This window comes from Frigoribacterium sp. SL97 (genome assembly GCF_026625765.1).
Taxonomy (GTDB): Bacteria; Actinomycetota; Actinomycetes; order Actinomycetales; family Microbacteriaceae; genus Frigoribacterium.
In genome coordinates this window covers 2,828,021-2,852,522 of sequence record NZ_CP113062.1, presented here as the reverse complement: position 1 = coordinate 2,852,522, position 24,502 = coordinate 2,828,021, and the positions used below count along the sequence as shown (strand labels likewise).

Below are 24,502 nucleotides of genomic sequence, written 5' to 3'. Positions count from 1 at the left end.
TGCACGGCCGCGTCCCGCACCGTCACCATCGATCACCGACCACGAACAGGGAACCGGCACTGATGCCTGCAGAGTCCACCCCCACGCCCGGCACCGCGACGCGGACGGCCCGGCCGAGCGCCGGCGCGTCCGTCGGGGCGCCGACCGCGCCTCCCGTGCTGACCGGGTCGGGCGCCATCCTCAAGTCGCTCGAGCACCTGGGCGTCACCGACGTCTTCGGGTTGCCCGGCGGAGCCATCATCCCGTTCTACGACGAGTTGATGGCCTCGACGGCGATCCGACACATCCTGGTCCGCCACGAGCAGGGCGCCGGGCACGCCGCCGAGGGCTACGCCGCCGCGTCCGGTCGCGTCGGCGTCGCGATCGCGACGTCCGGCCCCGGCGCGACGAACCTCGTCACGGCGATCGCGGACGCCTACATGGACAGCATGCCGCTGCTGGCCATCACCGGGCAGGTCTTCTCGACCCTCATGGGCACCGACGCCTTCCAGGAGGCCGACATCGTCGGCATCACGATGCCGATCACGAAGCACTCGTTCCTGGTGACCAAGCCCGAGGACATCCCGGCGACGCTCGCCGCCGCGTACCAGATCGCGAGCACGGGGCGTCCCGGCCCGGTGCTCGTCGACATCACGAAGGACGCGCAGCAGAACAGCGCACCCTTCATCTGGCCGCCCGTCGTCGACCTGCCGGGCTACCGACCGGTGACGAGGGCGCACGGCAAGCAGATCACCGCCGCGGCCCAGATGATCGCCGACGCCAAGCAACCCGTCTTCTACGTCGGCGGCGGCGTGATCCGCGCCGGGGCGTCGGCCGAGCTCAAGGCCCTCGTCGAGCTCACCGGGGCTCCCGTCGTCACCACCCTGATGGCCCGCGGTGCGTTCCCCGACACCCACCCGCAACACCTCGGGATGCCCGGCATGCACGGCACGGTGCCGGCCGTGCTGGGACTCCAGGAGAGCGACCTCATCATCGCCCTCGGCGCGCGCTTCGACGACCGGGTGACCGGCAAGGCCGAGCTCTTCGCGCCCGGTGCCAAGGTCGTCCACGTCGACATCGACCCCGCCGAGATCTCGAAGATCCGCATCGCCGACGTGCCCATCGTGGGTGACGCCAAGGTCGTCATCCCCGACCTCACGAGCGCGTTCGCCGAGGTCACGGGTGGGGTCAAGCCCGACATCGCGGCGTGGTGGGAGCACCTCGAGGGTCTTCGCGAACAGTTCCCGCTCGGCTACACCCAGCCCGACGACGGCCTGCTGTCACCCCAGGCGATCATCCAGCGCATCGGGCAGCTCTCCGGCCCCGAGGCGATCTACGCCTCCGGCGTCGGCCAGCACCAGATGTGGGCGGCCCAGTTCATCGAGTACGAGCGCCCGCACGCCTGGCTCAACTCCGGAGGCGCGGGCACGATGGGCTATTCGGTCCCGGCCGCCATGGGGGCCAAGGTCGCCCAGCCCGACCGCGTGGTGTGGGCCATCGACGGCGACGGCTGCTTCCAGATGACCAACCAGGAGTTGGCCACCTGCGTCATCAACGACATCCCGATCAAGGTCGCGATCATCAACAACTCGTCGCTCGGCATGGTGCGGCAGTGGCAGACGCTCTTCTACGAGGGGCGCCACTCGTTCACCGACCTCAACACGGGTCACGAGACGCGCATGGTGCCGGACTTCGTCAAGCTCGCCGACGCCTACGGCGCCCTGGGCATCCGGGTCCGCACCGAGGACGAGGTCGACGCGGCCATCGAGCTCGCCCTCGCGACCAACGACCGCCCGGTCGTCATCGACTTCGTCGTCAGCCGCGACGCGATGGTCTGGCCGATGGTGCCGCAGGGGGTCTCGAACTCCGAGATCCAGCACGCCCGCGCCCTCGCTCCCGAGTGGGACGACGAGGCGCCGGGCACGAGCGCCTCCGACACCACCCGCGACGGCGACATGACCGGAGAACACGCATGAGCCACGTCCTGTCCCTGCTCGTCGAAGACAAGCCGGGTCTGCTGACCCGTGTCGCCGGCCTCTTCGCCCGGCGCGGCTTCAACATCGAGAGCCTCGCCGTCGGCAAGAGCGAGGTCGAGGGGCTGAGCCGCATCACGGTCGTCGTCGACGTCGAAGAACTGCCGCTCGAGCAGGTCACCAAGCAGCTGAACAAGCTCATCAACGTGATCAAGATCGTCGAGCTGGACTACTCGCAGTCCGTGCAGCGCGAGCACCTGCTGATCAAGGTGCGCGTCGACAACACGACCCGCTCGCAGGTGCTCGAGGCCGTCACCCTCTTCCGCGCCTCGGTGGTCGACGTGTCGACCGACGCCCTCGTCATCGAGGTCACGGGCGACACCGGCAAGACGACGGCGCTGCTCCGCGTGCTCGAGCCCTACGGCATCAAGGAGATCTCGCAGTCGGGCCTGTTGGCCATCGGCCGCGGCGCGAAGTCGATCACCGACCGCGTCTTCAAGAACTGAACCCGCGAGGGGTCGCGCACCGCGCCTCCTCGCCCCGACACCCCACCGTCACCACCCAAGGAGAACCACACCGTGACTGAAATCGTCTACGACAACGACGCCGACCTGTCGATCATCCAGGGCAAGAAGGTCGCCGTCATCGGCTACGGCTCGCAGGGCCACGCCCACGCGCTGAACCTCCGCGACTCGGGCGTCGAGGTCGTCGTCGGCCTCAAGGAGGGCTCGAAGAGCCGCGCCAAGGCCGAGGAGGCCGGCTTCACGGTGCAGACGCCCGCCGAGGCCTCGGCCTGGGGCGACGTCATCGTGATCCTCGCGCCCGACCAGGTCCAGCGTCACGTGTACGCCGACGACATCGCGCCGAACCTCGCCGGACGGCAAGGCCCTGGTCTTCGGCCACGGCTTCAACATCCGGTTCGGCTACATCGAGGCGCCCGAGGGCGTCGACGTGGTCCTCGTCGCCCCCAAGGGCCCCGGCCACACCGTCCGTCGCGAGTTCGAGGCCGGCCGCGGCGTGCCCGTCATCGTCGCCGTCGAGAAGGACGCCTCCGGCGCCGCGTGGGATCTCGCCTGGTCGTACTCCAAGGGCATCGGCGGCCTGCGTGCCGGCGGCATCAAGACCACCTTCACCGAAGAGACCGAGACCGACCTCTTCGGCGAGCAGGCCGTGCTCTGCGGCGGGACCTCGCAGCTGATCCAGTACGGCTTCGAGACCCTGACCGAGGCCGGCTACCAGCCGCAGATCGCCTACTTCGAGGTGCTGCACGAGCTCAAGCTGATCGTCGACCTGATCTGGGAGGGCGGCCTGGCCAAGCAGCGCTGGAGCGTCTCCGACACGGCCGAGTACGGCGACTACGTCTCGGGCCCTCGCGTCATCACCCCCGACGTCAAGGACAACATGAAGGCCGTGCTCGCCGACATCCAGTCGGGCGCCTTCGCGAAGCGCTTCATCGAGGACCAGGACGCCGGCGCGCCCGAGTTCACGGAGCTCCGCAAGAAGGGCGAGGAGCACCCGATCGAGGCCACCGGCCAAGAGCTGCGTGCCCTGTTCGCCTGGAAGCAGCAGGACTCCGACTACGTCGACGGCAGCGCTGCGCGCTGACCTCGACGCAGCACCGGAACCACCCGAGAGGGCCCCGCACCACCCGGTGCGGGGCCCTCTCGCCGTCCGCCGGCGCGGTGACGTCGTGGCATGATCTATGGCATGGCTCACAGCAAGAAGGCCGTGCACTTCGGCGCCGGCAACATCGGTCGGGGCTTCGTCGCCCAGTTCCTCCACGCGAGTGGTTACGAGGTCGTCTTCGCCGACGTGAACGACGACCTGATCGGGGCGCTGCAGTCGCAGTCGTCGTTCGAGGTGCACGAGGTCGGTGAAGACAGCCGTACGACCGTCGTCGACGGTTATCGCGCCATCAACAGCCGCACCGACGAGGCGGCCCTCGTCGCCGAGATCGCGACCGCCGACGTCGTGACCACCGCGGTCGGTGCCCGCATCCTGCCGTTCGTCGCACCGGTCATCGCCAAGGGGCTGGCCCAGCGGTCCGCCGATCGGGCGTCGCTCTCCGTCATCGCGTGCGAGAACGCCATCAACGCCACCGACTCGTTGGCGGCCGCGGTGCGCGAGCACGATCCGGCCGAGAACGCCGTCTTCGCGAACTGTGCCATCGACCGGATCGTGCCCGAGCAGGCCGGCGGCACGCTCGACGTCACCATCGAGTCGTTCTTCGAATGGGTCGTCGAGAGCACGCCGTTCGGCGAGCACCGCCCCGACATCGAGGGCGTCACCTGGGTCGCCGACCTCGAGCCCTTCATCGAGCGCAAGCTCTTCACGGTCAACACCGCCCACGCCGCGGCCGCTTATCATGGGTTCCGCAAGGGGCTCACGAGCATCCGTGAGGCCCTGGACGACGCCGAGGTCATGGCCGAGGTCCGCGGCGTCCTCGCCGAGACGAAGGGCCTGCTCGTGGCCAAGCACGAGCTCGACGCCGACGAGCAGCAGTCCTACATCGAGAAGAACCTCGTCCGCATCGCCAACCCGCACCTCCCCGACACGACCGAACGCGTCGGCCGCAACCCCCTCCGCAAGCTCAGCCGCCACGAGCGGTTCGTGGGTCCCGCGGCCCAGGCCGCCGAGCGGGGGCTGCCCTACGACGCACTCGTCCGCGCCGTGCGTGCCGCCCTCGACTTCTCCGTGCCGGACGACGTCGAGAGCGTCGAGCTGCAGTCGCTGCTGAGCTCGGGCCTCGCCGCCGACGAGCTGACGCGCACGCTGACGGGCGTCCAGGACGACCACCCGCTGTTCCCCGCGTTGCTCGCGGCGGTCTCGTCCAAGCTCACCGCATGACGCCAGCCGACCCGCGGGTGCCGACCGGCGGCGACGCCGATGACGCCCTGACCTGGGGTGACGAGGCCGACAGCAGCCACGTCGAGGGGCCTGCGCCGACGGGTCGTCCGCGTCGTGCCCGGCGGTCGGACGGTGCAGGCGACGAGCCCGTCGACGAGCCCGTCGACCCGGACGAAGAAGACGAGGACGACGTCGACGACGGCCCCGCGGTGATGAGTTCGGCGTCGCTCGTGGTCCACGGCGTCCTCGGCGGCGTGTTCCTCCTCTGGGCCGCGGGCTGGATCGTCGCCGTCGGCGACTTCACCAACCCGTTCACCGATGCGATCTCGTCGCTCATGTGGAACCTCGGCGAACTGTTCGCCGTGGTGGCCCCGATCGCGTGGTTCGTGGCCGTCATCGTCCTCGTCCCCGTCGATCGCACGGGCCGTCGCCTCGCGTGGATGGCCCTCGGCGCGCTCCTCGTGGCCCCCTGGCCCCTCGTGACGGGAGGCTCCGCATGAACGACCACGGCCACGAGCACGAGCACGAGCACGACCACGACCACGGCGACAACCACGAGCACGACGCCGTCTCGGTGACGGCAGGCGACGCGAGCGAACCGGGCCGCGCCTCCTTCTTCTTCTTCTACCTCGCCGTGGCGATCGTCTTCGCCGTCTTCTTCGCCTTCGACCTGTTCGAGGCCATCTCGAACCTCGTGCTCGTGCCGCAGGTCTTCACGCAGAACAACGAGTTCTACCGTGAGAACGGCCTCGACGGCCTGGTGGTCTCACCCCCGTGGGTGCCGCTGATCGTGGGTGTCGTCGTGCCGCCGCTGGCCTTCGTCGCGGCGATCGTGGTGGGGCGCCGTCGTGAACTGTGGAAGTTCACGCTGGCGCTGTTCGCGGCCCTGGGTCTCGTGGCGGCCGTGTCGCTGACCCTGACGGCCTACGTCACGACCGTCTGAGCGAGCCCAGGAGGCGCGGGCCGCGTCCGTGACGCCGCCCACCGGGGACGTCGTCATGCGGACGTAACGATCCGCGCGAGTCGATAGAGTCGTCATCAGCCGCGCCCACGGCGCGTCGCGGCCCCTCACCGAACATCATCCAGAGAAGGACGTCCGCCCCGTGGCCAAGCCCGTCGTGTTGATCGCAGAAGAACTGTCACCCGCAACCGTCGACGCCCTCGGGCCCGACTTCGACGTGCGATCGGTGGACGGCACCGACCGCCCCGCACTGCTGGCCGCCCTGGCCGACGCCGACGCGATCCTCGTGCGGTCGGCGACGCAGGTCGACGCCGAGGCCATCGCCGCCGCCCCGTCGCTCAAGGTCGTCGCGCGCGCCGGCGTCGGGCTCGACAACGTCGACATCAAGGCGGCCACCACGGCCGGTGTCATGGTCGTCAACGCACCGACGTCGAACATCATCTCCGCCGCCGAGCTTACCGTCGGTCACATCCTCAGCCTCGCGCGTCACATCCCGGCAGCGCACTCCGCCCTGGCCCAGGGGCAGTGGAAGCGGTCGAAGTACACGGGCGTCGAACTCTACGAGAAGACGGTCGGCATCGTCGGCCTCGGCCGCATCGGCGCCCTCATCACGGCGCGCCTGCAGGCCTTCGGCGTGAACGTCGTCGCCTACGACCCCTACGTCACGCCGGCCCGCGCCCAGCAGCTCGGGGTCACGCTGCTGTCGCTCGACGAGCTGCTCGCCACGAGCGACTTCGTGACGATCCACATGCCCAAGACCCCCGAGACGACCGGCATGATCGGCCTCGAGCAGATGAAGGCGATGAAGAAGTCGGCCTTCGTCGTCAACGTGGCACGCGGCGGCCTCATCGACGAGGACGGCCTGTACGAGGCCCTGACCACCGGCGAGATCGCCGGTGCCGGACTCGACGTGTTCGTGAAGGAGCCCCCGGTCGACCAGAAGCTGCTGGGTCTCGAGAACGTCGTGGTGACCCCGCACCTCGGTGCCTCGACGGACGAGGCGCAGGAGAAGGCCGGCGTCTCGGTGGCCCGCTCGGTGCGGCTCGCACTCGGCGGCGAGCTCGTCCCCGACGCGGTCAACGTGGCCGGCGGCGTCATCGACCCCTACGTGCGACCCGGCATCCCCCTGGTCGAGAAGATCGGTCAGGTGTTCTCCGGCCTCGCCGACAGCCCGTTGACGAGCGTCGACGTCGAGGTGCGCGGCGACCTGGTCGAGTACGACGTCAGCGTGTTGAAGCTGGCGGCCCTGAAGGGCATCTTCACGAACATCGTCAGCGAGTCGGTGAGCTACGTGAACGCGCCGTTGCTGGCCGAGCAGCGCGGCATCACCGTTCGTCTGCTCACCGACCCGACCAGCGACGAGTACCGCAACGTCATCACCCTGCGCGGCTCACTCAGCGACGGCTCGCAGATCTCGGTCTCGGGCACCCTGACCGGCACGAAGCAGGTCGAGAAGATCGTCGAGATCAACGGCTACGACGTCGAGGTCCCCCTGGCGGCCCACCACCTCGTGATGGTCTACACCGATCGCCCCGGCATCGTGGCGGTCTACGGTCGCGAGTTCGGTGACGCCGGCATCAACATCGCGGGCATGCAGATCGCCCGCCAGAGCGCCGGTGGTCAGGCGCTGAGCGTCCTGACCATCGACAGCCCCGCGCCCGACGAGCTCGTCGAGAAGGTGCGCGTGGCCATCGACGCGAAGACGCTGCGCGAGATCGACGTCACGCTGTAGTCACGGCGGCCGACGACGAACCGCCCCTCATCCGGTCAGGCCGGAGGGGGGCGGTTCGTCGTCGGGGGAGTGCCCCTCGCGGGTGGGGCTAGAGGTCGATCGACTCGTGCGCCTCGAGCTTCACGGCGTCGCCACCGATCGACTGCGCGGACGCCTTCATGCGGTCGAAGTGCATGGCGAGCCCGGGGCCGGAGAGCGTCTGCTCGTGGGTGGGGAAGGCCAGTCGGGGTGCGACGGCCGCGACGTAGTCGATCACCTCGGCCACCTTGAGCCAGGGCGCCCCGACGGGCGTCGCGAGGACGTCGACCGGCACGGGCGGGACCGTGAACTGGTCACCCGGGTAGAACAGCGACCCGTCGACGAGCACGCCGACGTTGTCGACGACCGGGAGGCTCTCGTGGATGACCGCGTGCCGCGAGCCGTGGAAGGCCAGCGTGAAGGGGCCGACCTCGACCGTGTCTCCGTCGCCGACCACGTGCACGTCGAAGCCCTCGGCGGCCGTGGCCACGCCCGCGGGGCCGTAGACCGTCACCCCGGGGTTCGTGGCGAGCAGATGGGTCAGCTGGTCGGGCGTCCAGTGGTCGGCGTGCTCGTGGGTGACCACGACGGCGTCGACGTCGTGCAGGTCGATGAGGGGAGCCGTGAACGACCCGGGGTCGACGACGAGCTTGCGCCCGTCCTTCTCGAGGATCAGGCAGGCGTGTTCGAGCTTCGTGAGGCGCATGACAGCGACTGTACGCGCGTCGGGCGGGTCGATCTCGACGCGCCGGTGCCTCGATTTGTGACGGGCTCGCGGGGTGTGGCATACTCGACGAGTTGCAAATACGGCCCCATCGTATAGCGGCCTAGTACGTCGCCCTCTCACGGCGGTAACACGGGTTCGAATCCCGTTGGGGTCACCAGCACCGACAGAAACCGCCAGGCTCTCGCCTGGCGGTTTTTTCGTTTCCGGTACGTGGTCCGACACGGCACGGCCCCGCATGGTCCGACCCGGCACGGTCCGACCCGACACGGTCCGACACGGCCCGGCACGGCGCAAGACCGGACGACATGACGAGAGACCGCCAGGCGGTCGCCTGGCGGTCTCTCGTGCTGCGACGGGCTCAGCCCTTCGTGGCGCCGGCCAGCAGGCCGCGCACGAAGAACCGCTGCAGGGCGAAGAACACGATGAGCGGCACGATGATCGAGATGAACGCCCCGGCCGTGAGCAGCTCCCACGACTGGCCGTACGACCCCGAGAGGTCCTGCAGTGCCTTCGTGATCGGCAAGCCCTGGCCCGAGGTGAAGACCGTGGCCACGAGGAGGTCGTTCCAGACCCACAAGAACTGGAAGATGCCGAACGAGGCGATCGCGGGCATCGACAGCGGCAGCACGATGCGGAAGAACACCTGTCCGTGACCGGCGCCGTCCATGCGGGCGGCCTCGATCACCTCGGCCGGGATCTCGGAGATGAAGTTGTGCAGCATGAAGATGGCCAGCGGCAGGGCGAAGATCGTGTGGGCGATCCAGACCTTCGCGAACGAGCCGTCGAGACCGTTCACCCCGAGCCCCGGCAGGATGTACAGACCGCCGATGCGCAGACCGTCCGAGAACAGTCGCAGCAGCGGCACGAGAGCCATCTGGATGGGGACGATCTGCAGGGCGAACACCAGGACGAACATCGTGTTGCGTCCCTTGAAGTCGATCCAGGCGAACGCGTACGCAGCGAGACTGGCGATCGTGATCGGGATCAGCGCCGCCGGCAACGTGATCACCAGCGAGTTCAGGAACGCCTTCCCGAGCGTGAGGCTGTCGCCCGAGTTGAGGGCGTTCACGTAGTTGTCGAGCGTGAACCCCGGGTTGGCGAAGACGGTCCACCAGCCGGTGGTCTTGATGTCGTTCGCGGGCCGGAACGACGAGATGAACAGCCCGGCCGTGGGCAGGGTCCAGATCACGGCGATGATCAACGCGGCGATGGTGGCGCCGCGGCTGGTCGTGCCCTTCTTCAGCTTGCCGCTCGAGGTCTCGATCTTCGCGATTCCTCGCTTGAGCTGTCTCTCGGTGCCCGAGCCGACGGCGACCCCGACGGGGGTGGGTGTGGCAGTCATCGGATCTCCCTCTGCTTCTGGATCTGGCGGGCGTTGTAGATGACGATCGGCAGCACGAGCACGAAGAGGATGACCGCCAGCGCCGAGCTGTAGCCGGTACGGCTGCCGAGCTGGAACTGCCGGACCATCTCGAACGCGAGGATCGTCGTGTCGTTGCGTCCGCCGGTCATGGCCGAGACGATGTCGTAGACCTTCAGCGAGGCGATCGAGATGGTCGTCAGCACGACGATGATGGTCGTTCGGATGCCGGGGACGGTGATGTGCCGGAACGCCTGGAACCCGTTGGTGCCGTCGAGCGACGCCGCCTCGAGTTGCTCGGCGGGGACGCCCTTGATCGCTGCCGACAGCACCGTCATGGCGAATCCGGCCTGGGTCCAGATCAGCACGATCACGAGCAGCAGCGTGTTCCACGGTTCGAGCCCCAGCCAGTCGACCGGCTGGCCGCCGAAGGCGACGAGGATGCCGTTGAGCAGGCCGATCTGTTCTCCCTGGCGGATGTCGTAGAAGAACTTGAAGATGATCGAGGCGCCGACGAACGAGATGGCCATCGGCATGAACACGAGCAGCTTGAGGAACTTCTCGCCCCGGCTCTTGTCGATGAAGACGGCGTAGGCGAGGCCGATCGCGGTCGCCGTGATCGGTGCGAGCAGCACCCAGACGAGAGTGTTGCCGAAGGCGGTCAGGCCGTCGGGGCTCGTGAACACCCAGACGAAGTTGTCGAGCCCGGCGAAGCCCGATCCGTCGTTCTTCATGAAGGCCTGGCCGGCGGTCGTGATGGTCGGGTAGATCAGGCCGATGACGAGGAAGAACACGGCCGGGGTCATGAAGGCGATCAGCTGCAGCGAGTAGCCGGCACCGCGTTTCGAGCGGTAGTCGAGCAGGAACAGTCCGCCTCCCAGGACGGCCGCGACGGCGGCGACCCAGATGACCGAGTTGTAGAGGCCGAACGCCAGCAGCACGACGACCGGGACGACCACGCAGACGGCCAGTCGGATGATCGTGTACTGCGTGCCTCGGCGGGGGGCGAACTCGACGAAGACGAGCACCACGGCCACGAGGGCGGTGAAGGCGATGAGGATCAAGGGGATCTGCGCCAGGGGCGGGATTCCCGCCAGCCACTGGAAGAAACTGGACATCTCTGTCCTTTCACGTTCGGGTCCGAGCAGGACGCGACCCGTCGCCGCCGCCGCTCGGATCGGCGAGCGGGGCGGCGAGCGGGCGCGGGGTCAGGGGCCACCGACGTGCGGTGGCCCCTGTGGCGCGGGTGTTACGAGGTGTAGCCGGCCTGGATCTCGTCGAGCACCGTGTCGGTGTCGGTGCCGTCGATCCAGTCGACCATGCCCTTCCAGAAGCTGTCGGAGCCGACCGACTTGGGCATCAGGTCGGAACCGTCGAAGCGGAAGGTGGTGTCGGTGCCCTGCAGGATCTCGACGGCGCCCTTCAGCAGGTCGCTACCGGCGTTCTCGGGGTCGAGTCCCTTGTTGGCCGAGATGACTCCGCCGAGCGAGACGCGGCTGTTCGCCCAGTCGGCGCTGGCGAGGTAGGCCTGCACCTTGGCGGTGTCGTCGTCGTTCGAGAACGCCGCGACGAACTCGCCACCGCCGGTGACGGCTGCGGGGTCGCCTTCCTTCATGGGCGGGGTGAGGAAGGCCCAGACGTCGCCGTCCTCGGCGACCGTCGCCGGCTGTCCGCTGGCGTTGTTCGCCGCCGTCAGGAAGCCCTCGAAGAACGAGGCCTGGTGGGTCAGGGCGCAGCTGCCGTTCGCCACGTTGGTCGCGACGTCTCCGAAGGCCGTCGAGTTGATCGACTTCACGTCGCCGTAGCCGGCGTTGACGAGGGTCGGGTCGAGCAGGATGTCGCCGACCGAGTCGAACGCGGCCTTGATCTCGGGGTCGGTGAACTCGGTGTCTCCCGCGACCCACGAGTCGTAGGCGTCGGGTCCGGCCTCGCGCAGGACGAGGTCCTCGACCCAGTCGGTGCCGGGCCAGCCGCTGGCCTCGCCCGAGTTGAAGCCGGCGCACCACGACGGGCCGCCGGTCTTCTCCTGGATGGTCTTGGACAGGGCGACGAGTTCGTCGTAGGTCTTGGGGACCTCGACGCCCCACTCCTCGAACTTGGCGGGGGAGTACCAGACGTAGCCCTTGACGCTCGCCATCAACGGGGCCCCGTACTGCTTGCCGTCGACCTGACCGTACTTCTGCCAGTCCTCGGACCAGCCCTCCTTGACGTTGGCCAGGGCGTCGGCGGGCAGCTCTTGTACCTTGCCCGAGGCGACCGTGTCGGCCAGCAGGCCGGGCTGGGGGAAGATCGCGAGATCGGGGGTGTCGCCACCCTGCACCTTGATGCCGATCTGCTTCTCGAACTCCTTGTCGCCCGTGTACTTGATCTCGATGTCGTTGGCCTTCTCCCAGTCGGCCCACGACTGCTCGAGCAGGGTCGCCTCGTCGCCGTTGATCGTGCCGTAGACGTTGACCACGCCGTCGGCGGTTCCGACGTCACCGCCACCCGCGCCTCCGGCGTTGGGGTCGTTGGGGTCGGCCGTGCCGGAGCATCCGGCCAACAGGAAGCTCGACGCCGCCAGGATGGCCAGGGGGCCCGTGAAGCGGCGGTGCAGGGATGCTCGCATTGGTGTCTCCTCATTGAGTCGCAAGAGCGGACGGCCCGTGCTGTCGGGGTGATCGTCCGCCGCACGTCGTCGTCGACGCGCGTCGACGATGAGTGTCACATACTCGCAGGAGGCGCGCAACCGCGTCTGCTATCGAGCCCGCTCCGACGGGGCGGCGGCCGACGTGCCCCGCACGACCAGACGGGGTGCGACGAGGACGTGGGGGGCGTCGTGACGTCGACCCTCGATGCGGTCGACGAGGTCGTCGACCGCGGCGGCCGCGATGTCGGCTCCGGGAGGGTTGACGGTCGTGAGCGGCGGCGAGGTCATCTCGGCGGCGAGGTCGCCGATGCTCAGTGCGACCACCGTGAGGTCGTCCGGGATGGACAGGCCTGCCGCCGCGGCGGCCTGCACGAAGCCGGCGAGGGCCATCTCGTTGAACGCCAGCACGGCCGTGGGGCGGGCCGTCGAGGCGGCGAACGCGTCGAAGGCCCGGCGGCCGCCCGGGACGGAGTCGGTGGCGGCGTGCGTCTCGAGCGACAGGCCCCGCTCGTCGGCCGGGCCGCGCAACGCCCTCGTCGTGCGGTCGAGCGGACCCGACCCGCGCTCGGGGGCCCGGATGCTCTGACCGAGGAAGAACACGCGTCGGTGGCCGAGGTCGGCGAGGTGGTCGACGGCCTGTCGGGCCAGCGAGTCGTAGTCGGCGTCGACGAACCAGAGTCCCTCGACGTCGTCGGGGCGACCGATGTTCGTGAACGGCAGGCGCGACCGCGACAGCACGGCGACGCGGTCGTCGCGCGCGGTGAGCTCCATGAGGATCACGCCGTCGACGAGGCCTTCGCTGACGAGGCTGCCGAGTCCTTCGACGTCGTCGATGGGGTTCGACCACAGCAGCAGGTGGTAGCCGCGCTCTCTCGCCCGGTCGGTGGCCGCCGCCACGTACTCGAACTCGGACGACGTGACGCCGCGGCGTCCGTAGGGGTAGTGCAGGGCGAGGATGCCGCCCCGTGCTCCGGCGAGACCCCGGGCGAACGCGTTGGGGGTGTAGTTCAGCTCGGCCATCGCCGCCTCGACCCGGCGGCGGGTGGCGACGGAGATGGTCCGTCGCCCGCTGATGGCGTACGACACGGTGCTCGACGAGACGCCTGCCAGACGCGCCACGTCGTCACGGGTTGCCGGCATACTCGTCCACCTCGTCGTCGATCGTGTGCACAGCATACGAGCGACGGCCCCGTGGTCCGCGCGGCCGGCCGGTCCGTCAGAGGCGGGCTAGGTGGGCCACACTGGTCGGAACTGCACGCTGATTCGCGGGCCGACGGCCTTCTTGGTCTTGGCGATGGCGTGCTCGTGGGTCCGCTGGCAGCTGCCGCCCATCACCAGGAGGTCGCCGTGGCCGAGCGGGAACCGCCGGGTCGTGCCGGTCGATCGGGACCGCACCGCGAGCGTGCGCGGTGCCCCGAGCGAGAGGATGCCCACCATCGTGTCGCGGTCGATCGTGCGCCCCACGTGGTCGCCGTGCCAGGCGATGCTGTCGTCGCCCGTCCGGTAGAAACACAGCCCCGCCCGGTCGAAGCGCTGCTCGACGGGGGCGCCACGCTCGAGCGCGTAGTACGCGTTGAGGTCGTCTCGAGCCTGGGCGAGCACCGGATCGGGGAGCGCGTCGCCCGCGTCGTAGGAGGAGACGAGCCGGGGCACCTCGACCACCCGGTCGTACATCTGGCGGCGGTCGGCTCGCCACGGCACGTCGGTCACGAGACGTTCGAACAGGGCGTCGGAATTCGACGCCCAGCCCGGGACGACGTCCAGCCAGGCGCCCTCGCCGAGGTCGAGGTGGTCGACTCGCCCGACGAGCGGCGCGAGGTCGGGGCCGTCGGACAGGCCGTCCAGCAGCGAGGCGGTGAAGGGGAGGCTCATGCCGACACCCTACGCCCGATTCGAACACGTGTTCGAACGGAGTGGGCGAAGCGTCACCCCCCGGAGGAGACCGTCGGGACGGCGAGGCGCTCGGGGGAGACCAGCACCCGCGCTACCCCCTCGACGTCCACGTCCACCAGCCGCCCCGCCCAGGCGTAGACCTGCAGCTCCGCGGCGTGCTCCCAGAGGGCGCGCCCGCTCGAGAGGTCGAACGCGACGAGGGTCGACCGCCCACCCGAGGTGCCGTAGGCCAGGGCGTAGCCGACCGTCCGGCCCGCCGCCGCGAGGACGGCTCCGTCGGGCAGCGACAGGCGGGCGCCGGCCGAGCCGCTGGAGCCGTCGAGCGCACGGACCACCACGGGCCCCGGGCCTGCGGCGGTCGCCGTCGCGAAGACGCGGTCGTCGGTCTGGCCGGGCAGGCCGTCGACGGCGGACGAGCTCGACGCCGGGTCGGTCCACCGCACGTCTCCCGTCGCGAGGTCGAGGCAGGTCACCGTCTGCGCGCGCACGTCGGTGACGGCGAGACAGGAGCGCGTCACCGAGTAGCCGCCCCGGACGTCCCGGTCCGAGCTCCAGAGGCGCTCGCCGTCGGCGGTCAACGCGACGAAGCCGGCGTCCCCTCGTCCCGTGGCCGCGCCTCCTCGGGGGCGTAGACGACGTCGTCGTGGACGACGTAGCCGATGAGGCGGTCGAGCCGTGCCGCCCAGGGGCGCTCGGTACCGGTGGCGAGGTCGACCTGGACCGAGCCGTCGGCCCGCGCGACGACCAACCGGTCGCTCAGCGCGAGGGCGACGCCCGTGGTCGAGGCGGGTCCGCTCCACGTCACGCGGTCGAGGTCGCGGGCGTCGCGCAGGTCGTAGCGGTAGACGCCGCCGACGCCCTGCTGCCGACCGGTCACCACGACGGCCCCCACGGTCTGGAACTGGTCCCCGTCACCCGCCGAACCGGTCTCGACCACCTCGACGGGTCGCCCGGTCTCGACCGACAACGTCATCAGCACCTGCTCGCCGTCGACCGAGGCCCGGACGAGCACGAGGCCCGCCTCGTGCACCGCCGTCACGGACGAGACGAGGGCCGGGCCGGTCAGGCCGAGCCCGGCGAGGTCGTCGGCGACGTCGTGCACCCAGCGGAAGGTGCCGCGGTCGACGTCGAGTGCTCCGATGCGCGTGCCGACTCCCTGGGTCGGGGTGGCGCAGTCGCCGTCGTTGGCGAATCCGTAGGTCCAGGCGCCGGCCGCGCTCACGAGCGCGAGCCCCTGCGCGACGGGCGTCGCCCGGTAGCGGAGGCACTCGGCGGGGGCCCCGGGGGCGAGAGCGGCACGGAGGTCGACGCGCCACCCGGTGGTGCCGGGTTCCTGTCGGAGGTCGTCGACGGCGATGCCCTGCCACGGCGGGTCCGACCCGTACTCGGGCTGCGTCGGCGCGACCAGCACCGTGGTCGCCAGCGTCGCCAGGACCACGGCGGCGTAGGCCACGGCGAGTCGACGCCCCGCCCTCACGACGTCGCCCCGACGCGGGCGGTGTCCACGAGTCGTCGGGCGACCCCCTGGTCGTCGATGCGCACGAGATGACCGCCCCAGAACACCACGGTGCCCGAGGACGAGGTCGCCCACAGCGGCCGACCGTCGTCCAGGTCGAGGGCCGCGACCTCCCGCCCCGACGAGCGACCGTCCTCCGTCTGCAGGTAGAGCACCGACCGGCCCGCCGCCGCGAGGTCGTCGAGCAGCCCCACGGACGAGCTGAAGCGGGTGTGCCCGTCGGCGCCGTCGAGGGCGAGCAGGCGCGACCCGCCCGACCGCTGCACGACGACGAAGACGTCGGTCGCGCGCTGACCCGGCACGGCCTCGACCGCGAACGGGGCGCCGAGGTCGGTCCTCCAGCGGACCGAGCCGTCGCGGGGATCGAGGCATTCCGCGGCCGTGTCGCCGTCGGTGACGATGACCACGCAGGACGGCGTGACGGCCAGACGGCGCCCGGAGGTGGGTCGGCTCCAGACGGCCTCCCCGTCCTCGTCGAGCGCCTCGACGGTGCCGTCGGCCCTGGTCCTCTCGATGCCGAAGGCGACGACGCGGCGCCCGTCCCCGGTCGTCACGGGCGAGCCGACGGGCGGCACGGCGATCTCGTCCGGTGAGGCCGCGAAGGGACGTTCCCGGCCCGTGGCGGCGTCGACGAACACGGTCTCACCGCCCCGTGACACGAGGGCGCCGTCGTTCAGCAGCGCCGGAGAACTGCCCGAGTCGACCCCGCCCTCCCACACCGGGTCGGCCAGACGCGAGGCCTCGACGAGTTGGTACCGATCGCCCGACCCGGCGATGCCCGAGAAGGTGCGCAACTGCAGGGGTCCCCGCGAGTCGACGCTCACGCTCGGCAGGTCGCGCCGGCCGCGGGTCGACTCGACGAGCGAGCCGTCACGCAGGTCGAGGGCGGCCAGCACGGTCGCCCCCGTCGTCTGCGTCTGCACCAGCACGCGACCGGCCGAGGGGACGACCTGCGTCGCGGGGATGCTCAGGGCGTCGGTGTCGGGGACGTCTCGGGCCAGGTCGTGCACCCAGCGGACCGTGCCCGTGGCCGTCTCGACCAGCCCGACGAGGCTCGTGCTCGCCTCGGACGCGTACGAGCGGCAGGCCGGCGCCCCCAGGGCGTCCCCGAAGTCCAGGTCGACCGAGGTGCCGACCGCCACGAGTCCGTCGACCGCGGGGGACGTCCAGAAGTTCAGGCACCGCCGCGGGGCGTCGGGCGCGAGCGTCGCCGCCAGGTCGAGCGTCCAACCGGTCGCGTCCGGCGACCGTCGGAGGTCGTCGACCGCGAGCCCCGTCCACGGGCGGCCGTCCCCGTAGTGCGGAGCCACCGAGACCGCCCCGGCGGCCACGATCGTGGACGCCACCACCAGGGCGCCGAGCACGGCGGCGACGCGACGACCCGGGGAGGCGCGGTGCCAGCGACCGACGACCCGCGCCTCCCCGGGGTGGTCGCGTGCGCGCTCGGGGTGGCTCATGGTCGGCCTCCTCGTCGAGCGCAGCCGTCGTCCGCCCGACGGGTGTCGTCATGCTATTCGGAGCCCTCGTCCCACGCGCTCGCCGCAGCCCCCGGGTGCGCCGGGAATGGCCGCCCTCGGGGCGGGGTTCACCCCACGACCGTCGAGAAACGTGCCGGAGGCACTGGCGTAGACTCCACGGATCATCTTTCCGTCGATACAGGAGAAGGGGCGTGCCCGTGGGTAGGACGCTGGCCGAGAAAGTGTGGGACGACCACGTCGTCGTCAAGGGCGAAGACGGCGCCCCCGACCTTCTCTACATCGACCTCCACCTCGTGCACGAGGTCACCAGCCCCCAGGCGTTCGACGGACTGCGCCAGGCCGATCGGCCGCTGCGTCGGACCGACCTGACGATCGCCACGGAGGACCACAACACACCCACCCTGGCGATCGACAAGCCGATCGCCGACCTCACCAGTCGCACGCAGATCGAGACGCTCCGTCGCAACACGGCCGAGTTCGGCGTCCGCCTGCACCCGTTGGGCGACGCCGAGCAGGGCATCGTGCACGTCGTCGGCCCGCAGCTCGGACTGACCATGCCGGGCATCACCGTCGTCTGCGGCGACTCGCACACCTCGACCCACGGGGCCTTCGGCGCCATGGCCTTCGGCATCGGCACCAGCGAGGTCGAGCACGTCATGGCGACGCAGACCCTGCCGCTGAAGCCGTTCAAGACGATGGCGGTCACCGTCGAGGGCACGCTGCGCCCCGGCGTCACCGCGAAGGACATCATCCTCGCCGTCATCGCGCAGATCGGCACCGGCGGCGGCCAGGGCTACGTGCTCGAGTACCGCGGCAGCGCGATCCGCGCCCTCTCGATGGAGGGGCGCATGACGATCTGCAACATGTCGATCGAGGCGGGTGCCCGGGCCGGCATGGTCGCTCCCGACCAGATCACGTACGACTACCTGCAGGGTCGTCCGCACGCCCCCACGGGTGCCGACTGGGACGAGGCGATCGCCTACTGGGACACCCTGCCGACCGACGACGACGCGGTGTTCGACGCCGAGATCTTCCTCGACGCCGACACGCTCGAGCCCTTCGTCACGTGGGGCACCAACCCGGGCCAGGGCGTGTCGCTCAGCGACTCCGTGCCCGACCCCGAGACCGTCGTCGACCCCAACGAGAAGGCCGCGGCGACGCGGGCGCTCGAGTACATGGCCCTCGAGGCCGGCACGCCGATGAAGGCCATCCCGGTCGACGCGGTGTTCATGGGGTCGTGCACCAACAGCCGCATCGAAGACCTCCGTGCGTTCGCGTCGATCATCCGCGGGCGCACCAAGGCCGAGGGCGTGCGCGTCATGGTCGTGCCGGGGTCGGCTCGCGTCCGCCTCGAGGCCGAGGCCGAGGGGCTCGACGAGGTCTTCACCGCCTTCGGTGCCGAGTGGCGCTTCGCCGGGTGCTCGATGTGCCTGGGCATGAACCCCGACCAGCTCGCACCGGGCGAGCGATGTGCGTCGACCTCGAACCGCAACTTCGAGGGTCGCCAGGGCAAGGGCGGTCGGACGCACCTCGTGTCGCCCCTCGTCGCCGCGGCCACCGCGGTGCGCGGGACGCTGTCCTCGCCGTGGGACCTCCAGGCCGACGACGACGCGGCGGCCTCCACGGCCGTCCGCACGTCCGACGAACCCGTCCTCGCCGACGGCACCGATCGGGCAGGGGTCCGCTGATGCAGAAGTTCACCACCGTCACCGGTGTCGCCGCGCCGCTGAAGCGCTCGAACGTCGACACCGACCAGATCATCCCGGCTCAGTTCCTCAAGCGGGTCACCAAGACCGGCTTCGAGGACGCCCTCTTCTTCGGGTGGCGCAACGACCCCGAGTTCGTGTTGAACCGACCCGAGTTCCAGGGCGCGCGCGTCCTCGTCGCGGGTCCCGACTTCGGCACCGGCTCGAGCCGTGAGCACGCCGTCTGGGCGCTGCGCGACTTCGGCTTCGACGTGATCATCAGTTCGCGGTTCGGCGACATCTTCCGAGGCAACTCCGGCAAACAAGGGCTCCTCGCGGCGGCCGTCGCCGAGGACGACGTCGAGCGCATCTGGGCCGAGATCGACCGGCAGCCGGGCGTCGAGATCACGGTCGACCTCGTGGCGCAGACCGCCACGGTCGGCAGCCTCACCGTCGGATTCGAAGTCGATGCCTACACTAAGTGGCGACTCCTCGAAGGCCTCGACGACATCGGCCTGACCCTCCGCGACGAAGCGGCCATCACAGAATTCGAATCCCGCCGCGCCGCCTGGCGCCCGAAGACATTGCCGGTGAAGTAAGTGAACTCTCTCGTCCAAGACGCAGCAGCAGCAGGTGCCCGTGTGGGGCTCACCTCCGATGAGATCGTCATCCGGGGCGGCAAACCGCTGATCGGTCGCATCGAGGTGCGCGGTGCCAAGAACCTCGCCACGAAGGCCATGGTCGCCGCCCTCCTGGGAGACACCCCCAGCATCCTCAAGGACGTCCCCGACATCAGCGACGTCAACGTCGTCCGCGGCCTCCTCTCGGTCCACGGGGTGCGCATCACCGACCCGGCCCGCGGCGAGATGATCCTCGACCCGTCCAACGTCGAGTCCGCCCACTTCGCCGAGATCGACGCCCACGCCGGGTCGAGCCGCATCCCGATCCTCTTCTGCGGGCCGCTGTTGCACCGCCTGGGCGAGGCGTTCATCCCCGACCTCGGCGGCTGCCGCATCGGCGACCGGCCCATCGACTTCCACCTCGACGCCCTCCGCGCCTTCGGCGCCGTCGTCGACAAGTCGTACAACGGCATCCACCTCACCGCGCCCGACGGGCTCACCGGTGCCAACATCGAGCTGCCCTACCCGAGCGTCGGGGCCACCGAGCAGGTGCTGCTGACCGCGGTCCTCGCCAAGGGCGTCACCGAGCTGCGCAACGCCGCCATCGAGCCCGAGATCATGGACCTCATCGCGATCCTGCAGAAGATGGGCGCCGTCGTCTCGGTCGAGCCGAACCGCGTGATCTTCATCGAGGGCGTCGAGAAGCTCCGCGGCTACACGCACCGGGCGATCAACGACCGCAACGAGGCCGCGAGCTGGGCCTCGGCCGCACTCGCGACCAAGGGCGACATCTTCGTCGAGGGCGCCGACCAGAAAGACCTGATGACGTTCCTCAACGTCTTCCGCAAGGTCGGCGGCGACTTCGACGTCCACGAGGACGGCATCCGCTTCTTCCACCCCGGTGGCGAGCTCAAGCCCGTCGTCGTCGAGACCGACGTCCACCCCGGGTTCATGACCGACTGGCAGCAGCCGCTCATCGTCGCCCTGACGCAGGCGCAGGGCACCTCGGTCGTGCACGAGACGGTCTACGAGAACCGCTTCCAGTTCACCGAGGCCCTCAACGACATGGGCGCCGACATCACGGTGCACAAGGACGGACTGCCCGGCCACGACCGTCGCGTCGCGCGTCGCGAGTTCGAGCAGGCCGCGGTCATCAACGGACCGACGGCCCTGCACGGTGCCGACATCCGCGTTCCCGACCTGCGGGGCGGCTTCAGCCACCTCATCGCGGCCCTGACCGCCGAGGGCGAGTCCAAGATCAGCAACGTCGGCATCATCAGCCGCGGCTACGAGCACTTCATCGCGAAGCTGCGCAAGCTGGGCGCCGACTTCGACTTCAAGGGCTGATCGGCCGGTGTCGACAGCCGACCCCGACGCTCCCGTCGTCCCGGTCCCGGCGCGGAGGCGTCGCAAGGAGAAGGGTGCGTTCTTCCGCGTCCTCGCGACTCCGGCGGCACCGCTCTTCGACCTGATGGCCCGGATCGACGTCGTCGACGGCGACAAGCTGCCGGCCGAGGGTGCGTTCGTGCTGACCCCGAACCACTACACGAACATCGACCCGGTGGTCGTGGGCCGTGTGATGTGGTCTCTCGGGCGGGTGCCGCGCTTCCTCGCGAAGGCGTCCCTCTTCCGGGTCCCCGTCTTCGGTCGCATGATGCACGCGATGGGGCACATCCCCGTCGAGCGGGCGGGTCGCACCCACGACCACGACCCCCTGGCGGCCGGGCGTCTGCTCGTCGCCCGGGGCGGTGGCGTGATCGTCTACCCCGAGGGCACCCTCACCCGCGACCCCGACCTCTGGCCCATGAAGGGCAAGAGCGGTGCCGTGCGCCTCGCCCTCGCCGCCGGGGTGCCGCTCGTCCCGATGGCGCACTGGGGCAGTCAGCACCTCATGGGTCGCTACTCGAGTCGGCTGCACGCCTTCCCCCGGAAGCGCATCACCGTCGTGATCGGCGACCCCGTCGACCTCTCGGCCTTCCGCGATCGTCCCCTCGACCAGGCCTCGGTCACGGCCGCCACCGCCCTCGTGATGGACGCCGTCACCGAGCTGGTCGAGCAGCTGCGGGGCGAGAAGGCACCCGTCGAACGCTGGAACCCCACCAAGAACCACCAGAAGGAGACAGGCCGCTTTGAGTAGCTCCGAGTCACGCGAAGGCGCCATCGAGGCCCTCGGAGAAGGGGCGGTCACGACCGAGGCGATCTCGATCGTCATGCGCGACTCGATCCCGCGCCGGGTCGCCGTCCTGGGGTCGGGCAGCTGGGGCACGACCTTCGCCAAGGTCCTCGCCGAGGGGGGCGCGGACGTCACGCTCTGGGCCCGCCGTCCCGAGGTGGCCCGCGAGATCACCGAGAGCAAGCGCAACAGCGACTACCTGCCGGGCATCAACCTGCCCCGCACCCTCGTCGCCACCCCCTCGGTCGAACAGGCTCTGGCGGGTGCCGAGCAGGTCTACCTGTCGGTCCCCAGCCAGACGCTCCGCGACAACCTGACCGCCATCCGCGGCATGGTCCCGTCCGGCGTGCCGGTCGTCAGCCTGATGAAGGGCGTCGAGAAGGCCACCGGGTTGCGCATGAGCGAGGTGATCGAGGCCGAGCTCGGCATCGACCGCGACCTGATCGCCGTCGCGTCGGGGCCCAACCTCGCCCTCGAGATCGCGAAGCGGCAGCCCACGGCCGCGGTCGTGTCGTCGTACAGCCTCGACACGGCGACCCTGGTCGCCGCCACCGCCACCAACCCGTACTTCCGTTCGTTCGTCAACACCGACGTGATCGGCACCGAGTTCGGCGGGGTCCTCAAGAACCTGATCGCCGTCGCCATCGGCATCGTCGACGGCGTGGGGTACGGCGAGAACACCAAGGCCTCGATCATCACGCGCGGACTGGCCGAGATGACCGCGTTCGCGGTGTCGTTCGGGGCCAAGGCCGAGACCCTCGCCGGCCTCGCCGGCCTGGGCGACCTCATCGCCACGTGCGAGTCGCCCCTCTCGCGCAACAACACCGCGGGACGACTGCTCGGGCAGGGATACGCCTTCGGCGACGTCGTGCGCCAGATGAATCAGACCGCCGAGGGACTGGCCTCGGTCGCTCCCATCCTCGAACTCGCGCGGTCCCGCGGCGTCGACATGCCCATCGTCCAGCAGGTGGCCGAGGTGCTCGCCGGTACACTCGACCCGCGCAACATCGCCCCGCACCTGACCGAGACGGACGAGCCGCAGGGCGAGTGACCGCTGGTCGGTCGTGCCGGGAGGCGTGACGACCAGAGCCCGCCCACCGCGGGTCGGCCCGCGGGCCGTGACACCGACGAAAGGCCCCTCATGGCGAGCACCGAGCCCACCACGACCCCGCGCGTCGCCGCGAACGACGCCTCGTCCGTCGGTGCCTCGACACCCGGGGTGGCGAAGACCGTCGTGGTCGTACTCTTCGGCGGCCGCTCGAGCGAGCACTCGATCAGCTGCGCGACGGCCGGGGGAGTCCTCTCGGCGATCGACCGCTCCCGCTACGACGTGGTGCCCGTGGGCATCACCGTCGAGGGGGCGTTCACGCTCCAGCCCGACGACGCGGCACGGTTCGAGCTCGACGCCGAGACGCTGCCGACCGTCGTCGACAACGGCACCCGCATCCACTGGCCCGAGTCGTCCACCACCCGCGAGCTGACCGTCACCGAGCCCGACGGCACGACGCGTCTGCTGGGCGAGGTGGACGTGGTGTTCCCGATCCTGCACGGTCCGTTCGGCGAGGACGGCACGGTGCAGGGCCTGCTCGAGCTGACCGGGCTGCCCTACGTCGGCGCGGGCGTGCTCGCCTCGTCGCTCGGCATGGACAAGCACTTCACCAAGACCGTGCTGCAGGCCGCCGGCGTGGTCGTCGCCCCCTGGCGCACCGTGCGTCGTCGGGACTGGGACGCCGCGCCCGAGCGCGTGGCCGCCGACGTCGAGGCGCTCGGGTACCCGTTGTTCGTCAAGCCCGCCCGAGCCGGATCGAGCGTGGGGGTGTCGCGCGTCGACTCGCCCGCCGGCCTCCCGGCGGCCATGCGGAAGGCCTTCGCCGAGGACCACAAGGTGCTCGTCGAGTCCGCGGTCGTCGGCCGCGAGATCGAGTGCGCCGTGCTCGGCGGACGCGACGGCGCGCCTCCTCGCACCTCGGTCGCGGGCGAGATCGTCCTCGCGGGCGACACGTTCTACGACTTCGAGTCGAAGTACCTCGGTGCCCCCGGGGCCGACCTGGTCTGCCCCGCCGACCTCGCACCCGGCGACCTGACCGAGATGCAGCGTCTCGCCGCTCTGGCCTTCGAGGCCATCGACGGCACGGGCCTCGCCCGCGTCGACTTCTTCTTGACCGACGACGGCTGGGTCGTCAACGAGGTCAACACGATGCCCGGCTTCACGCCCATCTCGATGTTCCCCGCCTGCTGGCTCGCGAGTGGCCTCAGCTACCCCGAGCTGATCGACGAGCTCATCGCCCTCGGCCTCGAGACCGAGCGCTGACGGAACCCGTCCGTCCCGGCCACCGGGCCTACGGCGTGGGTGTCGCCGACGGGTCGTCGGCCGATCCGGCCGAGCCCGGCAGGTCGCCCGCGCCGACGCACTCCTTGCCGTCGTTCGGCAGGTAGCCGACCGAGTCGGCCAGGTCGCGCAGCACGTTGCCGCCGTTCGCCTTGGTGGTGTCGACGATCACCTGCACGCCCGGCTCACGGCCGTACGTGGTGAGGATCGAGGTGTCGGCATCGTCGGGGTCCTGGTCGACGAGCCAGTCCACGCCCTGGATGTCGTAGCAGGGCAGGTCGGACACGGCGGGCGTCTCGACGCCGCAGTGCAGCAGCACGCTCGTCGGCGAACCCCAGGCGCCGGTCGCCTGCGCGTCGGTCTCGCGGCGGTCCTGGCCGTCGTCGACGACCTCGGGCAGGTGGACGGTGACCTGCGCGCAGGCCGGGTCGTTCGCCCCCGCGGCGGGCTGCATCGGGACCGCTTGCGAGCAGCCGACGAGCGTCGTCGCGAGACCGGCCCCGACGAGCACGAGGGCCGGGACGCGAAGGCGGGGACGGAGGCGCGCGGTGAGGCGCGAGGACGGGTTCGACATCGCATCCA

At 70.4% G+C, this 24,502-nt stretch carries 22 protein-coding genes, 1 tRNA gene and 1 pseudogene; 14 read left to right on the top strand and 10 right to left on the bottom strand.

Annotation, left to right across the window (positions count from 1 at the left end):
• Positions 1-62: 62 nt before the first annotated feature.
• The 7 genes and pseudogenes from OVA02_RS13975 (at position 63) to serA (ending at position 7,492) form a co-directional block, all read left to right on the top strand.
• Positions 63-1,955: an acetolactate synthase large subunit gene (locus tag OVA02_RS13975; RefSeq protein ID WP_082460282.1), complete on the top strand. Its 1,893-nt coding sequence runs from the start codon at positions 63-65 to the stop codon at positions 1,953-1,955.
• Positions 1,952-2,458 carry an acetolactate synthase small subunit gene (gene ilvN, locus OVA02_RS13970; RefSeq protein ID WP_043593980.1) on the top strand — a complete coding sequence of 169 codons (507 nt, stop codon included), beginning with the start codon at positions 1,952-1,954 and terminating at the stop codon, positions 2,456-2,458. The genes OVA02_RS13975 and ilvN overlap by 4 nt, the downstream gene beginning before the upstream one ends.
• Positions 2,459-2,530: 72 nt before the next feature.
• Positions 2,531-3,557: pseudogene (gene ilvC / locus OVA02_RS13965) on the top strand (ketol-acid reductoisomerase).
• A gap of 102 nt (positions 3,558-3,659) precedes the next feature.
• Positions 3,660-4,799, top strand: coding sequence for a mannitol-1-phosphate 5-dehydrogenase (locus tag OVA02_RS13960; protein ID WP_056046248.1), 1,140 nt, complete (start codon positions 3,660-3,662; stop codon positions 4,797-4,799).
• On the top strand, positions 4,796-5,299 hold the full coding sequence (locus OVA02_RS13955) for a hypothetical protein (RefSeq protein ID WP_157485333.1): 504 nt from the start codon (positions 4,796-4,798) through the stop codon (positions 5,297-5,299). Before OVA02_RS13960 ends, OVA02_RS13955 begins: the two co-directional genes overlap by 4 nt.
• Complete coding sequence (locus tag OVA02_RS13950) at positions 5,296-5,742, top strand: hypothetical protein (RefSeq protein WP_267658711.1); 447 nt, start codon at positions 5,296-5,298, stop codon at positions 5,740-5,742. Before OVA02_RS13955 ends, OVA02_RS13950 begins: the two co-directional genes overlap by 4 nt.
• A 160-nt stretch (positions 5,743-5,902) precedes the next feature.
• Complete coding sequence (serA, locus tag OVA02_RS13945) at positions 5,903-7,492, top strand: phosphoglycerate dehydrogenase (protein ID WP_056046242.1); 1,590 nt, start codon at positions 5,903-5,905, stop codon at positions 7,490-7,492.
• Between the two features lie 88 nt (positions 7,493-7,580).
• Here serA and OVA02_RS13940 read toward each other — a convergent pair whose 3' ends face one another.
• The gene (locus OVA02_RS13940) at positions 7,581-8,216 is read right to left on the bottom strand and encodes an MBL fold metallo-hydrolase (protein WP_267658710.1); all 636 of its coding nucleotides are present in this window, start codon (positions 8,214-8,216) and stop codon (positions 7,581-7,583) included.
• A gap of 102 nt (positions 8,217-8,318) precedes the next feature.
• Between OVA02_RS13940 and OVA02_RS13935 the strand changes: the two genes are divergently transcribed.
• A tRNA-Glu gene (locus tag OVA02_RS13935) sits at positions 8,319-8,394 on the top strand.
• A 201-nt stretch (positions 8,395-8,595) separates the two neighbouring features.
• Here OVA02_RS13935 and OVA02_RS13930 read toward each other — a convergent pair.
• The 8 genes from OVA02_RS13930 to OVA02_RS13895 form a co-directional block, all read right to left on the bottom strand.
• Positions 8,596-9,579: a carbohydrate ABC transporter permease gene (locus tag OVA02_RS13930; protein ID WP_043593968.1), complete on the bottom strand. Its 984-nt coding sequence runs from the start codon at positions 9,577-9,579 to the stop codon at positions 8,596-8,598.
• Complete coding sequence (locus OVA02_RS13925) at positions 9,576-10,715, bottom strand: carbohydrate ABC transporter permease (RefSeq protein WP_056046238.1); 1,140 nt, start codon at positions 10,713-10,715, stop codon at positions 9,576-9,578. The genes OVA02_RS13930 and OVA02_RS13925 overlap by 4 nt, the downstream gene beginning before the upstream one ends.
• A 131-nt stretch (positions 10,716-10,846) precedes the next feature.
• Complete coding sequence (locus OVA02_RS13920) at positions 10,847-12,205, bottom strand: ABC transporter substrate-binding protein (protein ID WP_267658709.1); 1,359 nt, start codon at positions 12,203-12,205, stop codon at positions 10,847-10,849.
• Between the two features lie 129 nt (positions 12,206-12,334).
• Positions 12,335-13,366, bottom strand: a complete 1,032-nt coding sequence (locus OVA02_RS13915) for a LacI family DNA-binding transcriptional regulator (RefSeq protein WP_267658708.1) — start codon at positions 13,364-13,366, stop codon at positions 12,335-12,337.
• An 87-nt stretch (positions 13,367-13,453) separates the two neighbouring features.
• Positions 13,454-14,098, bottom strand: coding sequence for an alpha-ketoglutarate-dependent dioxygenase AlkB (locus tag OVA02_RS13910; protein ID WP_056046233.1), 645 nt, complete (start codon positions 14,096-14,098; stop codon positions 13,454-13,456).
• Positions 14,099-14,151: 53 nt separating this feature from the next.
• A complete protein-coding gene (locus OVA02_RS13905) occupies positions 14,152-14,697 on the bottom strand; it encodes a PQQ-binding-like beta-propeller repeat protein (RefSeq protein WP_267658707.1) in 546 nt (181 codons plus the stop codon).
• Complete coding sequence (locus tag OVA02_RS13900; protein ID WP_267658706.1) at positions 14,694-15,572, bottom strand: hypothetical protein; 879 nt, start codon at positions 15,570-15,572, stop codon at positions 14,694-14,696. The genes OVA02_RS13905 and OVA02_RS13900 overlap by 4 nt, the downstream gene beginning before the upstream one ends.
• A gap of 20 nt (positions 15,573-15,592) precedes the next feature.
• On the bottom strand, positions 15,593-17,092 hold the full coding sequence (locus OVA02_RS13895) for a PQQ-binding-like beta-propeller repeat protein (protein WP_267658705.1): 1,500 nt from the start codon (positions 17,090-17,092) through the stop codon (positions 15,593-15,595).
• Positions 17,093-17,310: 218 nt separating this feature from the next.
• Between OVA02_RS13895 and leuC the strand changes: the two genes are divergently transcribed.
• The 6 genes from leuC (at position 17,311) to OVA02_RS13865 (ending at position 23,902) form a co-directional block, all read left to right on the top strand.
• Complete coding sequence (gene leuC, locus OVA02_RS13890) at positions 17,311-18,801, top strand: 3-isopropylmalate dehydratase large subunit (protein WP_056046229.1); 1,491 nt, start codon at positions 17,311-17,313, stop codon at positions 18,799-18,801.
• Positions 18,801-19,397 (top strand): 3-isopropylmalate dehydratase small subunit, encoded by a 597-nt coding sequence (gene leuD, locus OVA02_RS13885; RefSeq protein ID WP_056046227.1) that lies wholly within the window; start codon positions 18,801-18,803, stop codon positions 19,395-19,397. Before leuC ends, leuD begins: the two co-directional genes overlap by 1 nt.
• A complete protein-coding gene (murA, locus tag OVA02_RS13880; RefSeq protein WP_267658704.1) occupies positions 19,398-20,765 on the top strand; it encodes a UDP-N-acetylglucosamine 1-carboxyvinyltransferase in 1,368 nt (455 codons plus the stop codon).
• 7 nt (positions 20,766-20,772) lie between these two features.
• Complete coding sequence (locus tag OVA02_RS13875; RefSeq protein WP_267658703.1) at positions 20,773-21,555, top strand: lysophospholipid acyltransferase family protein; 783 nt, start codon at positions 20,773-20,775, stop codon at positions 21,553-21,555.
• 73 nt (positions 21,556-21,628) lie between these two features.
• Complete coding sequence (locus tag OVA02_RS13870) at positions 21,629-22,642, top strand: NAD(P)H-dependent glycerol-3-phosphate dehydrogenase (protein WP_043594016.1); 1,014 nt, start codon at positions 21,629-21,631, stop codon at positions 22,640-22,642.
• A gap of 168 nt (positions 22,643-22,810) precedes the next feature.
• The gene (locus tag OVA02_RS13865) at positions 22,811-23,902 is read left to right on the top strand and encodes a D-alanine--D-alanine ligase family protein (RefSeq protein WP_267659712.1); all 1,092 of its coding nucleotides are present in this window, start codon (positions 22,811-22,813) and stop codon (positions 23,900-23,902) included.
• A gap of 28 nt (positions 23,903-23,930) precedes the next feature.
• Here OVA02_RS13865 and OVA02_RS13860 read toward each other — a convergent pair whose 3' ends face one another.
• Positions 23,931-24,494: a DUF3515 family protein gene (locus OVA02_RS13860; RefSeq protein WP_159826255.1), complete on the bottom strand. Its 564-nt coding sequence runs from the start codon at positions 24,492-24,494 to the stop codon at positions 23,931-23,933.
• Positions 24,495-24,502 lie beyond the last annotated feature (8 nt).

What these genes read in the sequence shown, in the direction of transcription:
- OVA02_RS13975 (WP_082460282.1), top strand. Translation starts at nt 63, where the DNA reads ATGCCTGCAGAGTCCACCCCCACGCCCGGCACCGCGACGCGGACGGCC.
- ilvN (WP_043593980.1), top strand. Translation starts at nt 1,952, where the DNA reads ATGAGCCACGTCCTGTCCCTGCTCGTCGAAGACAAGCCGGGTCTGCTG.
- OVA02_RS13960 (WP_056046248.1), top strand. Translation starts at nt 3,660, where the DNA reads ATGGCTCACAGCAAGAAGGCCGTGCACTTCGGCGCCGGCAACATCGGT.
- OVA02_RS13955 (WP_157485333.1), top strand. Translation starts at nt 4,796, where the DNA reads ATGACGCCAGCCGACCCGCGGGTGCCGACCGGCGGCGACGCCGATGAC.
- OVA02_RS13950 (WP_267658711.1), top strand. Translation starts at nt 5,296, where the DNA reads ATGAACGACCACGGCCACGAGCACGAGCACGAGCACGACCACGACCAC.
- OVA02_RS13940 (WP_267658710.1), bottom strand. Translation starts at nt 8,216, where the DNA reads ATGCGCCTCACGAAGCTCGAACACGCCTGCCTGATCCTCGAGAAGGAC.
- OVA02_RS13930 (WP_043593968.1), bottom strand. Translation starts at nt 9,579, where the DNA reads ATGACTGCCACACCCACCCCCGTCGGGGTCGCCGTCGGCTCGGGCACC.
- OVA02_RS13925 (WP_056046238.1), bottom strand. Translation starts at nt 10,715, where the DNA reads ATGTCCAGTTTCTTCCAGTGGCTGGCGGGAATCCCGCCCCTGGCGCAG.
- OVA02_RS13920 (WP_267658709.1), bottom strand. Translation starts at nt 12,205, where the DNA reads ATGCGAGCATCCCTGCACCGCCGCTTCACGGGCCCCCTGGCCATCCTG.
- OVA02_RS13915 (WP_267658708.1), bottom strand. Translation starts at nt 13,366, where the DNA reads ATGCCGGCAACCCGTGACGACGTGGCGCGTCTGGCAGGCGTCTCGTCG.
- OVA02_RS13910 (WP_056046233.1), bottom strand. Translation starts at nt 14,098, where the DNA reads ATGAGCCTCCCCTTCACCGCCTCGCTGCTGGACGGCCTGTCCGACGGC.
- OVA02_RS13895 (WP_267658705.1), bottom strand. Translation starts at nt 17,092, where the DNA reads ATGAGCCACCCCGAGCGCGCACGCGACCACCCCGGGGAGGCGCGGGTC.
- leuD (WP_056046227.1), top strand. Translation starts at nt 18,801, where the DNA reads ATGCAGAAGTTCACCACCGTCACCGGTGTCGCCGCGCCGCTGAAGCGC.
- OVA02_RS13870 (WP_043594016.1), top strand. Translation starts at nt 21,629, where the DNA reads ATGCGCGACTCGATCCCGCGCCGGGTCGCCGTCCTGGGGTCGGGCAGC.
- OVA02_RS13860 (WP_159826255.1), bottom strand. Translation starts at nt 24,494, where the DNA reads ATGTCGAACCCGTCCTCGCGCCTCACCGCGCGCCTCCGTCCCCGCCTT.